The sequence below is a fragment of the Pseudomonas sp. S2_B07 genome (assembly GCF_054668435.1).
In genome coordinates this window covers 5582004-5598855 of the sequence record NZ_CP162769.1, presented here as the reverse complement: position 1 = coordinate 5598855, position 16852 = coordinate 5582004, and the positions used below count along the sequence as shown (strand labels likewise).

5 protein-coding genes are annotated in these 16852 nt (G+C 61.6%); 1 reads left to right on the top strand and 4 read right to left on the bottom strand.

Annotation, left to right across the window (positions count from 1 at the left end; genetic code table 11):
• Positions 1 to 106 precede the first annotated feature (106 nt).
• Entirely contained in the window at positions 107 to 13090 is a 12984-nt protein-coding gene (locus AB4N43_RS25810; RefSeq protein WP_460152164.1) for a non-ribosomal peptide synthetase, read from the bottom strand.
• Between the two features lie 382 nt (positions 13091 to 13472).
• Between AB4N43_RS25810 and AB4N43_RS25805 the strand changes: the two genes are divergently transcribed.
• A complete protein-coding gene (locus tag AB4N43_RS25805) occupies positions 13473 to 14021 on the top strand; it encodes an RNA polymerase factor sigma-70 (protein ID WP_027925770.1) in 549 nt (182 codons plus the stop codon).
• 155 nt (positions 14022 to 14176) lie between these two features.
• On the opposite strand, the gene AB4N43_RS25800 is transcribed toward AB4N43_RS25805, so the two are convergent.
• From AB4N43_RS25800 to AB4N43_RS25790, 3 genes are all read right to left on the bottom strand, one after another.
• On the bottom strand, positions 14177 to 15190 hold the full coding sequence (locus AB4N43_RS25800; RefSeq protein WP_027925769.1) for a GNAT family N-acetyltransferase: 1014 nt from the start codon (positions 15188 to 15190) through the stop codon (positions 14177 to 14179).
• A gap of 94 nt (positions 15191 to 15284) precedes the next feature.
• Entirely contained in the window at positions 15285 to 16079 is a 795-nt protein-coding gene (locus AB4N43_RS25795) for a substrate-binding periplasmic protein (RefSeq protein ID WP_027925768.1), read from the bottom strand.
• A gap of 92 nt (positions 16080 to 16171) precedes the next feature.
• Positions 16172 to 16798 (bottom strand): TetR/AcrR family transcriptional regulator, encoded by a 627-nt coding sequence (locus AB4N43_RS25790; RefSeq protein ID WP_027925767.1) that lies wholly within the window; start codon positions 16796 to 16798, stop codon positions 16172 to 16174.
• Positions 16799 to 16852 lie beyond the last annotated feature (54 nt).

Genomic DNA, 16852 nt, shown 5'->3' with positions numbered 1-16852 from the left:
TACCGGCCCCATCGCGAGCAAGCTCACTCCCACATTGGTTCTGCAAACACAGATCAGATGTGGGAGCTGGCTTGCCTGCGATGAGGCCTTACCAGCCCCTAAAGAATCAGAACCCTTCCAACTCCGCCATCAGGTCATTCAGCCGATCCACCTTCTCCTCGGTGATGTCATTCGCCGCCAATTCATCAATGTATTCAGCCAACTCCGCCACCGTGCTGCACTCGAACATCGCTCGCAACGGCACATCCCTTTGCAGCGCTTTCTGCACCCGCGAAGCAATCTGCGTCGCCAGCAACGAATGCCCACCCAACTCAAAGAAGTTGTCGCGCACACCGACCTTCTCGACTTTCAACACCTCAGCCCAAATGTCCGTCAGCGTCTGCTCCAGATCATTGCGTGGCGCCAGATAGTCCTGGCTCTGCAACTGGCCGATCTCCAGCGCTGGCAGCGCCTTGCGATCGAGTTTGCCGTTGGCATTAAGCGGCAGGCGATCCAGCCACAACCAGTGCAGCGGCACCATGTATTCCGGCAGTTCGGCGCGCAGTCGTTGCTTGATCCGCTCCAGTCGTTCGCTCGGACTCAAGGCTGAATCAGCCGCAACCAAATAGCCAACCAGATGTTTACCGTTCACCCCTTCCTGCACCCCCACCGCCGCTTCGCGGACCTCAGGCTGTTCGTGCAGACGCGCTTCGATTTCCCCCAGTTCGATGCGGTATCCACGAATCTTCACTTGATGGTCGATACGCCCGACGTACTCCAGCACGCCGTCACTGCGACGACGGGCCAGGTCGCCAGTGCGGTACAACCGATCCCCCGGCGCGCCGAACGGGTTCGGCACAAACACCTGCGCCGTGCGCAACGGATCACTCACGTAGCCACGACCGACACCGGTACCGGCCACGCACAACTCGCCTACCGCGCCCAACGGCACCAGTTCCAGCGCGCCATCGAGCAGGTATAAACGGTTGTTGTCGGTGGGTGTACCAATCGGCAAATAGCTGCCGCGTGTCGAGACCAGGTCGACACGGAAGAACGCCACGTCATCCGAGCATTCCGCCGGTCCATAGGCATTCACCAAGCCGATCTCCGGGTAACGCAACAGCCATCGGTGCGCCAGTTCCGGCGGCATCGCTTCACCGGTCGGCAGCATCCAGCGCAGGCCGTCGAGGCTCATGCGTTCCTGGGCGAGCATGCCCTGGATCAGCGACGGCACGCTTTCCAGCACGGTGACGCCTTGCGCCGAAACATGCGCCAACAGGCCCTGTGGATCATGAGCGATGGTGTTCGGCACGATGTCCACCCGGGCACCGAACAGCGGCGCGGCGAGGAACTGCCAGACCGAAATATCGAAGCTTTGCGAAGCGGTCTGGGCGATCACATCGGCATCGCTCAGGTTCAGGTAAGGCACCTTGCTCAACTGGTTATTGAGCATGCCGCGCTGCTCGACCATCACGCCTTTGGGCAAACCCGTGGAGCCCGAGGTGTAGATCACGTAGGCAAGGTTATCCGGCCCGCTGTAAACGCCCGGATTGGCCTCCGAAACAGTGCTCGCCTGCACCTCTTCCCAGACCAGCAATTTAGGCCGCTGGGAACAACCGAACTCGTCCAGCAACGCCAGCGCCTGTTCGCGGCAGGCCTGAGTGCACACCAGCAACGGCGTGCGACTCAGGTCGATGATCCGGCTCAGACGTTGACTCGGCAGGCCCGGATCCAACGGCAGATAACCAGCACCGGCCTTGAAGCTTCCAATGAACATGCCGAGCAAATCGAGGTCACGCTCGGCCAGCAACGCCACTGGTTGATCCAGCCCGACACCGGCAGCGATCAGGGCGTGACCGAGGCGATTGCTGCGCTGGTTCAGTTCGGCGTAGCTGTGTTGCTGATCGAGGCAACTCGCAGCGATCCGCTGCGGATGCTGCGCGACTTGCGCTTCGAACAACGCGACATAGCTCTGCTCCAGCGGGTAGTCGTGTTCGCTCTGGTTGCAACTGTGGACGAGGAAGTCCCGCTCCTCGCCCCCCAGCAGCGGTAAGTCGGCCATGTCACCGTGGAACCCGTCGACCAGCGCCAGCAGCAAGCGCTTGAACTCACCGAGCATGCGCTCGATGGTCGATTCGTCGAAGTAACGCTGGTCGTAAGACAGGTGCAAGCCCAGGTCATCGCCCGGATAACACACCGCTGTCAGCGGGAAGTTAGTGTGGGTGCGGCCCGAATCCGAGGTCGCGTTAAAGCTTTGCGCACGGTCCAGCACCGACACTTCCACCGGGGCGTTCTCGAACACGAACAGGCTGTCGAACAGCGGCTGACCTTTGGGCAGTTCACTGTGTTCCTGAATGCTCACCAACGGCAGGTATTCGTACTCGCGCAGCTGCATGTTGCTATCGAGCAAACCGCTGAGCCATTGGCGCACGCTGCAACGCTGATCGTCTTCGGGCATTTTCACCCGCAACGCAATGCTGTTGATGAACAGCCCCACAGTGCGTTGCATCTGCGGCATGTCCACTGGGCGCCCGGCCACGGTGACGCCGAACAGCACGTCGCGATCACCGCTCAAGCGCCGCAACACCAGCGCCCACGCCGCTTGGGCGAAGGTGTTGATGGTCAGCTGATGCGCCTGCGCCAGTTCACGCAATTGCGCACCGTCACGGGCATCGAGCCGGGTGTAGCGGTCGCCGACGATCATGCCACCGCTGGCGCCGGCGTGTTCGCGCAGGAACGGTCGATCACTCGGGATTGGCGTCGTGCGTTCGAAGCCTTGCAGGTTGTTTTTCCACCACTGCCGCGCTTCGGCCAGGCTCTGGCGTTGCAGCCAGCCGATGTAGTCGCGGTAACGCGGCGGTACGGCCAATTGCGCTTCGCGTCCTTCGCCGAGAGCGGTGTAGATATCGAAGAAATCGTTCATCAATAGCGAGCGGCACCAGGCATCGATCAGGAGGTGGTGGTTGCTCATCATGAACCAGTAACGCGCCGCGCCGACCTTGATCAAGCGCAAATGGAACGGGGCCTGATTGAGTAGATCGAACCCGGCCTCACGCTCGCTTTTCAGCAGTGCCTGCAACGTCGGCTCTTGCGCGGTTTCAGCCATCGCGGTCCAGTCGAGGTATTCGATCGGCGTGCTGCCCGGCTTGTGGATAACCTGCAGCATGTCTTCGCCGACGTTCCAGCAGAAGGACGCACGCAGGGCTTCGTGACGGGCGATCACCGCTTGCCAGGCCTGGGCGAAACGCTGAGGGTCGAGCTCGCTGTTGATGCGGTAGCGGTCCTGCATGTAGTAGAGCCCGGTACCTGGCTCCAGCAAGGTGTGCAACAACATGCCTTCCTGCATCGGGGTCAGCGGGTAGACGTCTTCGATCACGGCGGCCGGAACCGGCAGTGCATCGAGTTGCGCCTGGGTCAGTTTCGCCAGCGGAAAATCCGACGGTGTCAGGCCACCCGCCTCGTCCTGCAGACAATGTTCGATCAGGCTGTGCAATTCATTTACGTAAGCGTCTGCCAGGTCGGAGATAGTTTGCGGATCATGGCGTTCTGCACTGAAGGTCCAGCGCAGCACCAGTTCACCGCCGTAGACCTGACTGTCGACGCTCAGCTCATTGGGCAGCGGCGCGTGCGGATCGTGGGCCGCGCCGACCGCTTCATCCAGCGGGCGGAACAAGGCATCCGCGCCAAAGCTCTGGTCGAACTGACCGAGGTAGTTGAAGGTGATCGGCGCTGCCGGCAGCTCAGCCATCGCCTGTCGGCAGAGGTCGTCGGCCAGATAACGCAACACGCCATACCCCAAACCTTTGTGCGGCACGGCGCGCAGTTGTTCCTTGATCGCCTTGATCGAGTCGCCCTGCCCGCCCATCGGCGTCAGTCGCAGCGGATAGGCGCTGGTGAACCAGCCCACGGTGCGGGTCAGGTCGATCTCGTCGAACAGGGTTTCGCGGCCGTGGCCTTCCAGTTGAATCAGCGTCGATTCGTCGCCGCTCCGGCGGCACATCACACGTGCCAGTGCCGTCAGCAGCAAGTCGTTGACTTGCGTGCGGTAAGCGCTCGGCGCCTGTTGCAGCAATTGGCGGGTGCGCTCGCTATCAAGGCGCACACTGACGGTATGCGCATGACGATTCTGCTGACCGCCTTGAGGACGTTCGCAGGGCAACTTAACGCTTGGGCCGGCCAGTTGCGACTGCCACCAGCTCAGTTCTTCGCGCAGGGATTCGCTGCCGGCGTACGCCTGCAAGCGCGCCGCCCAGTCCTTGAAGGCACTGGTTTTCGCCGGCAGGTTGACCGACTGCTGTGCGTCCAGTTGCCGGTAAACCGTTTGCAGATCATCCAGCAGCACGCGCCACGAAACGCCGTCGACCACCAGGTGGTGAATGGCGATGAACAGCCGTTGTTGTCCCTCAGGCCCATCGACTAGCAGCGCACGCAACAGCGGCCCCGCTTCGAGATCAAGGCTGCGCTGGGCATCGGTGAACAGCGCGGTGCATGGGTCCATCGACGAAACATGGACTTGCCACAGCACTGGCGCATCGGACACTGGCTGATGTTCGGCATGCCATTGCCCGGCGTTCTCGATGAAGCGCAGGCGCAAGGCGTCATGCTGTTCGATCACCGCCAGCAGCGCTTGCTCAAGACGATGAGGCTCCAGCGTCACGGTCGGTTCCAGCAGTAACGCCTGGTTCCAGTGTTGGCGCTCGGGGATGTCGGTATCGAAGAACCAATGCTGAATCGGCGTCAGATGCGATTCACCGGAGAGCAAGCCTTGCTCGGCGGTGACCTGTTCGGTACGGGTCGCCACTGCGGCCAGAGTCTGCACAGTCTGGTGCTGGAACAGATCACGCGGACTGAAATGGATGCCCTGCTGCCGCGCCCGGCTGACCACCTGGATCGACAGGATTGAATCGCCGCCCAGTTCAAAGAAGTTGTCATTGAGACCGACTTGCGTGACGTTCAACACTTCGCACCAGATCGCGGCCAGGGTCAGTTCAAGTGCATTGCTCGGCGCCAGGTACTGCTGACGGTTCAGCTCCGGGTCCGGTGCCGGCAATGCACGGCGGTCCAGTTTGCCGTTGGCGGTAAGCGGCATGCTGGTGAGCAGAATCAGGTGCGTGGGCACCATGTAATCCGGCAATTGAGATTTGAGGTGCGACTTGAGGGATTCGCGCAGTGCGGCTTGTAGCGCTTCGTCCTGCTCGGCGACCTCGGTGACCAGATAACCCACCAGTTGCTTGCCGCTCGGTGCGTCGAGGGCCAGCACCACGGCTTCACGGATCGATTCATGTTCCAGCAGACGGGTTTCGATCTCGCCCAACTCGATGCGGAAACCGCGAATCTTCACTTGATGGTCGAGACGCCCGAGGTACTCCACCAACCCATCGGCACGCTGACGCACCAGGTCGCCGGTGCGGTACAGGCGTCCGCCATTGTTGGCAAACGGATCGGCGACAAAGCGTTCGGCGGTCATGCCCGGACGCTGGTGATAACCCTGCGCCAGACCAGCACCGCCGACGTACAACTCGCCGGTCGCGCCTTGTGGCACCAACGCCAGATCCGCGTCGAGAATGTAAGCCACCCGCGCGCCAATCACGCTGCCAATCGGCACACTGCCCAGGCCTTCTTCCAACTGTTCGGGCGCGAGACTGGCCAGCGGCATGACCACGGTTTCGGTCGGGCCGTAAGCATTGAAAAACAGGCTCGGCTTGAAGGCCGCGCGAATCCGCGACAGGTGTTCGCCGGTCAGGGCCTCGCCGCCGGTGATGCACATGCGCACCGGCAGGGTTTCGCCCTGGGTCGCCAGCCATTGCGCCAACTGGCTGCCGTAGCTTGGGGTGAAGCCGAGAATGTTGATGCGATGTTGACGAATCAAGCCGCAGATTTCTTGCGCATCCCACTGCCCCTGCGCACGCAACACCACTTGCGCGCCGCACAGCAATGGCACCAGTAAACGCTCGGTCGCCGCGTCGAAGTTGATCGAATAGAAATGCAGCTCGCAATCGTCCGGGCGCATGCCGAAGCGTTCGATCACCGCCTGGCAGTGCATGGCGATCTCACCGTGAGACACCACCACGCCTTTCGGTTGGCCGGTGGAACCGGAGGTGTAAATCAGGTAGGCCTGATGTTGCGGCAGACTGATAAACGGCAGCTCGCTGGTCGGGTAATTGACCAGCCCGGCCGTGTCCTCTTCCAGGCACCAGCGCGCCACCGTTGCCCGCAACTCACCGAGGGCTTCGAACATTGCCGCATCGCTGAGCAACACTGCGATGCCGCTGTCCTCGATCATGTAACGCAAACGGTCGAGCGGATATTCCGGGTCCAGCGGCACATAGGCGCCACCGGCCTTGAGAATCGCCAGCAGGCCGATGACCATCTCCAGCGACCGTTCAAGCGCCAGGCCGACGCGCACCTGCGGACCAACACCACGCTCGCGAAGCATCCAGGCCAGTTGATTGGCGCGGCTGTCGAGTTCGGCATAGCTCAGGGTCTGCCCGGCAAAGGTCAGGGCTGGCGCCTCCTTGCGCGTCAGCGCCTGCTCGCGGAACAGATGATGAATGCACTGGTCGAGGCGATGCTCGCCCGGTTCGACGCCAAGACTATCGAGCAATGCTTGTTGTTCGCGGGTGTCCAGCAACGGCAGTTCACTGAGACGCTGTTTCGGATCGGTCAACAACGCTTCCAGCAGATTGCGCCAATGCCCGGCCATGCGCGCGATGCGCGGTTCATCGAACAGATCAGTGCTGTAGGTCAGGCAGCAACCGAGGCGATGATCGAGGTCGGTGACTTCCAGGTTAAGGTCGAACTTGGTCGCCCGCGCATCGTTGGCCAGGTACTCGACGGTCATGCCGGCCAGGGTGCGGCTCTGCTGGAACTCCCAGCGCTGCACGTTACACATCACCTGGAACAGCGGGTTGTACGCGGCGCTGCGCGGTGGCTGCAACGCTTCTACCAAGTGGTCGAACGGCAGGTCCTGATGGGACTGGCCTTCGATCACGGTGTGGCGCACCTGCTCAAACAATTCACCAACGGACATCTGCCCGTCGAGTTGGCAACGCAGCACTTGGGTGTTGAGGAACGCACCGATCAGCCCTTCGCTTTCCGGGCGAATCCGGTTGGCCACCGGCGCACCGATGCGCAGATCAGTCTGGCCGCTGTAGCGGTAAAGCAGCACGGCCAGCGCGGCGGTCATGGTCATGAACAGGGTCAGACCGTTTTGCGCATTGAAGGCCCGAATACGTGCCGCCAGGTCATCGCTCAGGTCGAAACGGAACAGCTCACCCCGGTGGCTTTGCACCGGTGGGCGTGGACGGTCCGCCGGCAGTTCCAGGAGCGGATGTTCACGGCCCAGTTGCGCCGTCCAGTAATCGAGTTGGCGCTGACGCTCGCCGGCCGCCAGCCACTGCCGTTGCCACACGCTGTAATCGAGGTATTGCACCGGCAGTGGCGCCAGTGGTGATTCGCGGTCATCGACGAAAGCTTCGTAGAGCGCGCTCAGTTCCCGGGCAAAGATGTCCATCGCCCAGCCTTCGGTAACGATGTGGTGCAGGGTCAGCACCAGGTAATGTTCGTGCTCGGCAGTCTTGACCAGGCAGGCACGCAGCAGCGGGCCGGTTTCCAGATTGAACGGCGTATGCGCCTCGTCGTCAGCCAGTTGCTGGACGCGTTGCTCGCGGATTTCACCCGCCAGTGCGGAAAAATCCTTCCAGTCCATGCGCATTCCGGTTTGCCCATGCACCTGTTGCCGGGCCACGCCGTCGACGCTCGGGAACATGGTGCGCAGGGTTTCGTGGCGCATGATCAACGCTTGCAGCGCCGCTTCGAAACGCCCGACATCGAGTACGCCACGCAGCCGCGCCATGCCACCGACGTTGTACGCCGGGCTGTCCGGTTCCATCTGCCAGAGGAACCACATGCGTTGCTGGGAATAGGACAGCGGCACCGGTTGGCTGCGGTCGACCTGCTCGATCGGCGGTTGCTCGTTGGTCTGGCCGCTGACCTGAATCAGCCGAACCTGCTCGGCGAATGCACCCAGTTCACGGTTCTCGAACAACGCACGCAGCGGCAATTCGACGTCGCAGGCCTGGCGCGTGCGGGAAATGATTTGTGTGGCCAGCAACGAGTGACCGCCGAGGGCGAAGAAATCGTCGCGAAGACCGATTTGCGTCTGGCCCAGCACTGTGCGCCAGATACCGGCGATCTGTTGCTCCAGCGCCGTGACCGGTTCGACGTGCTCGCGCACGTGCCATTGCGGCTCGGGCAAGGCGCGACGGTCGAGCTTACCGCTCGGGCTCAGGGGCATTTGCGCCAGACGCATCAGCTGCGCCGGGACCATGTATTCCGGCAGCTCGGCCGCCAGCGCGGTGATCAGGCGTGTTGTCTGGGCGTCTTCGGTTTCGCTGGTTTCTGTGGCGGTGTAGTAGCCGATCAACTGCCCGCCGACTGCCGTCTCGCGCACCAGCACCACGGCTTGTGCAACGCCCTCCTGCGCCAGCAACCGCGCTTCAATCTCTTGCGGTTCGACACGGAAGCCGCGCAATTTGACCTGCTGATCGAGACGGCCGAGGTATTCGATCACGCCGTCAGCAGTCCAGCGCGCACGGTCGCCGGTGCGATACAGACGTGCGCCCGGCTCGCCCAGCGGATCAACGACAAAGCGTTCGGCAGTCAGGCCCGGACGCCCCAGATAGCCACGCGCCAGCCCGATGCCGCTGATGCACAATTCGCCGGGGACGCCGGCCGGTACGGGGTTGAGGTCGCTGTCGAGCACGCGACAGATGACGTTGCCCACCGGACGGCCAACCGGCGAACACTCGCCATCGGCCGTGGTGCACTGCCAGTGGGTGACGTTGATCGCGGTCTCGGTCGGGCCATAACGGTTGTGCAGTTGCACGGCGGGCAATTGTTCCAGCACACGGTTGCGCAGTTCGGCCGGCAAGGCTTCGCCGCCGGAGAAGATGCGGCGAAGGCTGGTGCACTCAGCGGTGAGCGGTTCATTGATGAACAACGAAAGTAACGGCGGTACGAAGTGCAGCGTGGTCACGCCGAATTGCTGAACCAACTGCGCAATGCGATGCGGGTCGCGGTGTTCACCGGGGCCGGCCATCAGCAAACGGGCGCCGGTGATCAGCGGCCAGAAGCACTCCCATACCGACACATCGAAACTGATCGGTGCCTTCTGCATCAGCACGTCGGTGTCATTCAGGCGATAGGTGTCTTGCATCCATTGCAGTCGCTCGGCCAGCGCCGCGTGAGTGTTGCCGACGCCCTTCGGCTGACCGGTGGAGCCCGAGGTGTAGATCACGTAGGCGAGGTTGTCACCGTGCAAATGCAGCCCCGGCGCATGGCTCGGCCAACCGTCGAGGTTGAGCGCGTCCATGGCAATCACGCTGACACCCTCGGTGGCCGGCAGACGTTCAAGCAACCCGGTCTGGGTCAGCAGCAACTCGACGCCGCTGTCGCCGAGCATGTAGGCCAGGCGTTCGGCCGGATAGTCCGGGTCCAGCGGCACATACGCGCCACCAGCCTTGATGATCGCCAGCAGGCCGATCAGCAATTGCGGCGAACGCTGCGCAGCAATGGCCACGCACACGTCCGGGCCGACACCTTTGTCGCGCAGGTAATGCGCGAGGCGGTTGGCGCGGCTGTGCAGGTCGGCGAAGTCCATGGCGCCACCGTCCCACAGCAGGGCGGTGCGTTCCGGTGTCAGTTTCGCCTGTTCGTTGAGCCGTTGCGGCAGCCATTGGCTGGCCGGCGTGCAAGGCGCCGCGCTCCAGGCCGTTTGCTGATCGTGCTCACTTGAGGTCAGCAACGGCAGGTCGCCGATGGCGGTGTCGGGCTGTTCGCAAATGGCGTGCAACAGGTTGCTGAAGTGTTCGGCAAGACGGGTGATGGTCGCCGCATCAAACAGTTCGCTGGCGTAGTCGAAGGACAGGCTGAGGCGACCCTTTTGATCTTCCTCGCTATGCAGTTGCAGGTCGAACTTGGCTTCGCGGCTGTGCCACGGCAACTCTTCGACGAGCAATCCCGGCAGCCGGCGCAGTGCGCTCAAGTCTCGTTGCTGGTGGTTGAACATGACCTGGAACAGGCCTTGTTCGCGGGCTTGCGGGAACGCTTCGAGCAGTTGCTCGAACGGCAGGTCCTGATGCGCTTGGGCGCCCAATGCGTGCTGACGGGTTTGCGCCAGCAGCTCAACAAAAGGCTGTCGCGAATCCACTTCGGCACGCTGCACCTGGGTGTTGATGAAGAAGCCGATCAGCCCTTGGGTTTCAAGGCGTGGACGGTTGGCATTCGGCACGCCGATGCGGATGTCGCGCTGGCCGCTGTAGCGGTGCAACAGGCTCTGGAACCCGGCGAGCAATAGCATGAACGGGGTTGATTCATGCGCCTGTGCGGTCCGGCGAATGGCATCGCTCAAGGTCGCGTCCAGTTTGACGGAATGACGCGCCGCACTGTGAGTGTGCTGTGCCGAACGCGGGTGGTCGGTGGCCAGATTGAGCGTCGGGTGCTCATCGCCCAACCGCGCTTTCCAATAAGCCAATTGGCGTTCACCCTCCCCTTGCGCCAGCCATTGACGCTGCCAGCTGCCGTAGTCGGCGTACTGCGTCGGCAAGGCCGGAAGTGTTGCTTGTTGTCCCTGGGAAGCTGCGGCGTACAGGCGCGAGAACTCGTCGATCAGCACGTTCAGCGACCAACCGTCGGCGATGATGTGGTGCATCGTCACCAGCAACTGGTGATCTTCATCATCGAGGCGTACCAGCGTCACCCACAACAGCGGACCTTTCTCCAGATCAAATGGGGTGCGCGCCTCGTCCTCACGGATTTGCTCGGCGCGGGCTTCACGCTCGGTGGCTGGCAGGCCGCTGATGTCGATCAATCGCAGGTTCAACCCGGCAGCGGCATCCACCTGTTGCAGCGCCACGCCGTCACGCTCGAAGAACCGCGTGCGCAAGGATTCGTGGCGCTCGATCAGTTGCTGGAAACTGCCGCGCAATGCGTCTTGATCCAGCTCGCCGCGAAAGCGCAACGCACCGGGAATGGTGTAGGCGCTGCTGTGCGGGTCGAGTTGCCAGGTAATCGACAGGCGGTTTTGCGCCAGGGATTGCGGCAGGACTTCGGTGCGCGACAGCGGGGTGATCGCGCCTTGGACCAGGCCACCATCCTGTTGTTGCCGAGCCACTGCGCTGGCGAATGCCCCGAGGGTCGGCGCTTCGAACAACAGGCGCAGGTTCAGCTCCAGGCCGAGTGCTTCACGCAGACGCGCAACCACTTGGGTGGCGGCGATGGAGTTGCCGCCGAGCAGGAAGAAGTGGTCGTCGGCATGGATCTGTTTGACCTGCAATTGGTCGCACCAGATCTGGCCGATCAGGGATTGCAGGTCAGAACCGGATTCGGTGTTTGCTTCACGCTCCGTGGCCGCTGACGGAAACAGCGCATAGCTGTCGAGACTGCCCTCCGCCAGACGATGGCGGCACGCCGAGCGCTGCAACTTGCCGCTCGACGTCTTGGGCAGCGCCCCCGGATTGAGCAGCACCACCACGCTCGGCGCTTCTTGATACGCTTCGGCCACGGCTTGGCGGATGGCTTTGATCAGCGCTTCGGGTGGCAGGATTTTCTGCACGCTGCGGCTGATTTCGGCGGCGACACCAATGCCTTCCTGACCGTCGATGTTGACCGCGAATGCCGCGACGCGACCTTTGCGCACCACCTCCACTTCACGCTCGATGGTCTGCTCAATGTCCTGTGGATAGAGGTTGTGCCCGCGAACGATCAGCAGGTCCTTCAGGCGCCCGGTGATGAACAGTTCGCCGTCGCGCATAAACCCCAGGTCGCCGGTGCGCAACCAGGTCTGGCCGTTGTGCTGGACGAAGGTCTTGGCGCTGGCCTCGGGGTTGCGCCAATAGCCGAGGGCGATGCTCGGCCCGGTGGCCCAGACTTCACCGACAGCATTCTCGGCCAGTTCAGTGAGCGCAACCGGATCGACAATCAGCACCGCGTGAGCCGGCTGGCTGAAGCCGCAACTCATGATCGCGCAGCCCTCGCCCGATTCCGCGCGATGTTGCGCCAGGGCTTGATCGTCTACGCGCAGGTTGCCAATGCCCTGAGCACGAGGGCTGCCAGCCACAAACAGCGTCGCTTCGGCCAAGCCGTAGGACGCCATGAAACTGTCCGGGGTAAATCCGCATGGGGCGAATTTCTCGGCGAAGCGCTCCAGGGTGTCGAGACGAATCGGTTCGGAACCGGAGTACGCCACACGCCAGCCGCTCAAATCGAGCCGTTCCAACGCCGATTCGCTGACCCGCTCGCTGCACAGCCGGTAGGCAAAATCCGGTCCGCCGCTGATGGTGCCGCCGTACTCGCTGATCGCTTCCAGCCAGCGCAGCGGCCGGCCGAGGAAGTACGCCGGCGACATCAACACGCACGGCACGCCGCTGAAAATCGGCTGCAACAGACCGCCGATCAAGCCCATGTCGTGGTACAGCGGCAGCCAGCTGACGATCACGTCATCAGGGTTCAGATCAATGCCAAAGCCGTGGCGAATCAGCACTTCGTTGGCCACCAGATTAGCGTGGCTGACTTGCACGCCTTTGGGCACCGCGGTGGAACCGGAGGTGTATTGCAGGAAGGCGATGTGGTTGCCTTCGAGGTTTGGTTCGACCCAACGATCCGCCAGTTCAACATTGAGAGTGTCGACGCAGAGCAGCGGCGGCGCGCCTTCGATCTGCTGCAACGCGTCGCGCAGATCGGCGCTGGTCAGCAGCAAGCGCGGTTGGGCATCGTCGATGATCGACAGCAGGCGTTCCTGATGATGACGTTTGGCCGACTCCGGCGGATAGGCCGGCACCGCGATCACGCCTGCATACAGGCAGCCGAAAAACGCGGCAACGTAATCCGGACCACTGGGAAACAACAGGACCGCGCGATCGCCAAACTCCGCCTCGGCTTGCAACGCACCGGCAATGGTTCGCGCGCGCTGATCCAGTTCGCGATAACTGAGGACTACCGCCTGATCCGGCGTGTCGGCAAGAAAACGCAAGGCCACCCGATCCGGCGTCAGGGCCGCACGGCGCTGTAGGGCTTGGACCAGTGTGCTTGGGAGTTCGAACGCGTCGGTCATGAGGTTTCCTGCCTGATATCGGCTTGCAAGTGGAATCGGTTTTGTGACGTCACGCCCCATGGGAAGGCGTGCAGGACGCGGTCTTCGCCGACCGCGCAAGGCTTTGGGAATGCGGCTGTAGCCGGAATTTGCCCGGCGCCTTTCACCAATGAGAACGGATGACGTCTGCAAATAATTAGTCGACAGGCCGGATAGCCAGTGGGGATGGAGGGTGCAAGCGAGGACGTCGGCGTGCGGCAGTTCGCACTTTGCACCAACGAGGCGCATTACTTCTCTTTCTCAATTGACAATCATTATCATTCGGCCTAATTTGTCGCTCGACGTGTCGGGCGGCACAGGTTTCGTGCCGTCCCACCAACCTATTGGCAGCAGGGTGATTTCCATGACGGAACAAGTATCCACAAGCAGGTGCGATTCACCGCTACTTCAGGCCTTCGTCGACAATCGACTGATTCTGGTCAAGATTGCAGCCCGCATTACCGGTTGCCGGTCACGCGCCGAAGACGTAGTGCAGGATGCCTTTTTCCGGCTGCAATCCGCACCGGCGATCACCTCCTCGTTCAAGGCGCAGCTCAGCTACCTGTTCCAGATCGTGCGCAACCTGGCGATCGACCACTACCGCAAGCAGGCGCTGGAGCAGAAGTATTCCGGCCCTGAAGAGGAAGGTCTGAACGTGGTGATCCAAGGTGCTTCACCCGAAACCTCGCACATCAACTTCTCGACTCTTGAGCACATTGCCGATGCGCTGACGGAGCTGCCAAGCCGCACCCGCTACGCCTTTGAGATGTACCGCCTGCACGGGGTGCCGCAGAAGGACATCGCCAAGGAACTCGGCGTATCGCCGACCCTGGTGAACTTCATGATTCGTGATGCGCTGGTGCATTGCCGCAAGGTGTCGGGGAGTCGGGCGGATACTTTTGCTCGTCGTTAAGATCTGGATTCTGTGGTGCCCCCATCGCGAGCAGGCTCACTCCTACAATAGATCTCCAGTGTTCACGAATAGTGTGTTCACCATAGATCCAATGTAGGCGTGAGCCTGCTCGCGATGGCTGACTCAAGACCAGTACAGGTCTTGAGCCATAAACATCAAGTCAACCGGCACCGATCAAAAAACCGCTCCCGCCCCACCGCCATCAACGCCGCCCGCTTGTGCGGGAAGTCGAACTCTTTCTCGCAGTAAAAACCCTGCCCCTGCATGTGCCCGATCATCTTCGCGTTATCCGCGCGAGGCTCGGCCACCACCCGTTGCGTGCGCGGGTCGTCAAGAAACAGGTAATGCACCAGCGCCGATAACCAGCTCGCCACTTTGTGCGGCCCCCGGTGGTTTTCTTCACCCACCAGCATGTGGATGCCCCGGTCGTAATCATCGACGTCATAGAACGGCGCGATGCGATCTTCCCTGGCCCAATACGCTTCGAAGTAGGCAAACGGCTGATCATCGAAACAGCCGACCAGGGTGACCGTGTGCGGGTCCGCCGCCAGTTTTTCCAGGTAGTCGCGATGCTGTTCGAGACTGCCCTCCTCCTGCCAGAAACTCGCCACGCGCGGGCTGTTCTGCCAGCGATTGAAACGCTCCAGGTCCAATTCAATGTCTACCGTGCGCAGGGAAATCCAGGCACCGAGGCGCGCATCAAAACGCCGATAGACTTCGCCCCGCGGCTTCGGTGGGCGCAGCGGATGACGCTTGCCGTTGCTGATGACCCTATGCTGCGGATAACTGACGACCAGCGATTCACCCAGCCATGGCTGAGGTATTTGCCAGAACAGGGTGCGCAAACAGTGATATTGGCCGGCGATTTCGGTGGGAATCAGCAATCCGCTGAGCAGTACATCGGTGGGCACTTCATCGAGTTGCCAGGTCAGGCACTGGCAAGCGGGATCACGAGCAAACAGCCAATAACACGCCGCCCGGATGCCGTGTTCGAGCGGTTGGCCAAAATGCTCTTCCACTTGCACCTGTAACTCGGGCTCGCGGGTCAGGCGCAGCTGGATCAACGGCTGACCTTGCAGGCTGAGGTGCAGGCGGTTTTCGCTTTCATCCGCTACAAGCGGCCCTTCGGCAGGCAGGGCCAGGCCAGTCAGGTCATTCAAATCGGGCATGGGTCGGGCTCACGTTAGTCGTCGACAGTTCAACGATGTGACGTGAGCCGGGCCCGGAAATTTAAGACACGTGCGTAAATACTGTGGCGCGATATCAGTTTCGCGGTACCGGCACTACGGCGATTTTGTACGGATCAAAAATCTTCAGCATCTGGCCGTTGTCGCGCAACCCTTGCAGCAATTTGCCGAACGCTTCGCCAGTGATCGGCGCGGAGGGGCGGAGGATGGCGTAGTGGTGATAGACCTGATCGATGCGCTGGGACACCAGCAGTTGATCGCCGACCTTCTCATTACGCAGCAGGTAATCGCTCAGGTACGAGCGCGTCACCAAGGCAATGTCCGCCCGCCCGCGCAACACCATCAACAAGTTGCTGTCGTGGGAATAGGTCAGCGTCGCGTTGTAGTTTTGCGCGAGGAATTTCGGGTCGGCATTGAAATTGGCGAATTCGTAGTGATAGCCGCTGAACAGGGCCAGGCGCTTGCCGGTGAGGTCGACAAAATAGTTCTGCAGTCGTTCCGGCAGGCGTTGCGCGACGAAAATCTCGGCGTCTTCAAGCCCCATGTCAACGCTGGTGTGGGGAATGTCCTGCCAGCCCCAATCCGGGTTTTCGAAAATCGCCATGTCGACCCGGCCCTGTTTGAAATCACCGAAGCGCCGGGGAATGGAGGTGGGCACCAGGACAAACTGGTAATCGCTTTGCTCGCGATTCAACGCCTCGACCAGCTGAGGCAGCAGGCCGGTGTCGACACCGGTTTCCGGGCGAATGGTGTAGGGCGGAAAATGCGCCGCCCCCACTCGCACCAGTTGTGCAGCGTGGGACGGCAATACCCAGAGCGCCGCAAGCGACGCCAGCAAAAGCCGCGAAGCCGTCCTGATTGGCGAAGACATCAAAACAACCCACTCCCCAAAAAAATACGCATCAATGCATTCAAGCTAGGCGGTTTCGGCCACTTAGCCAGTTTCCTTAGATTGGCACAACCTTATTGTTTTTCTTCCAGCACGAGAATCAAGGCTTCCTCGGCCAATTGATCGAGGCTCATGCTGCCGTCAGCGCGAAACCAGGTGGTGGTCCACGACAATGCACCCGTCAGGAAACGCCGCGTGATGAACACATCGCCGCGAATGAAACCCGCCTCTTTGGCTTCGCCCAACACCTGCAGCCAGAGTTCTTCATAAATATCACGCAGTGCCAATACCTGCGCCTGCCCGTCTTCGGACAACGAGCGCCATTCATACACCAGCACCGCCATGGCTTCGCCGCTGCCACCCATGATCGACTGCAATTCACAACGAATCAGCGCCAGCACTCGCTCGCGGACGTTGCTGGACTCGGCCAGGGCCGCCCGCATCAACGCAGTGTTGTAGCGGATGGTCTCTTCCATCACGGCGCGAAGGATTTCGTCCTTGCTTTTGAAGTGATGAAAAATGCTGCCTGACTGGATGCCCACGGCGCCCGCCAGATCGCGCACCGTGGTGCGTTCATAACCTTTGTTGCGGAACAGGTGAGCCGCCACTTGCAGCAGTTTGCCGCGGGCGCTGTCCGGGTCGGTCAACTGGCCGTTGTCGACCAATTCGCGCATGACCCTCAGGGCTTTTTGCTCGTCCACCCGTTCTCTCCTACAGTCGATCAATCAAATACGCCGCTCGCCGCTGAAACAACG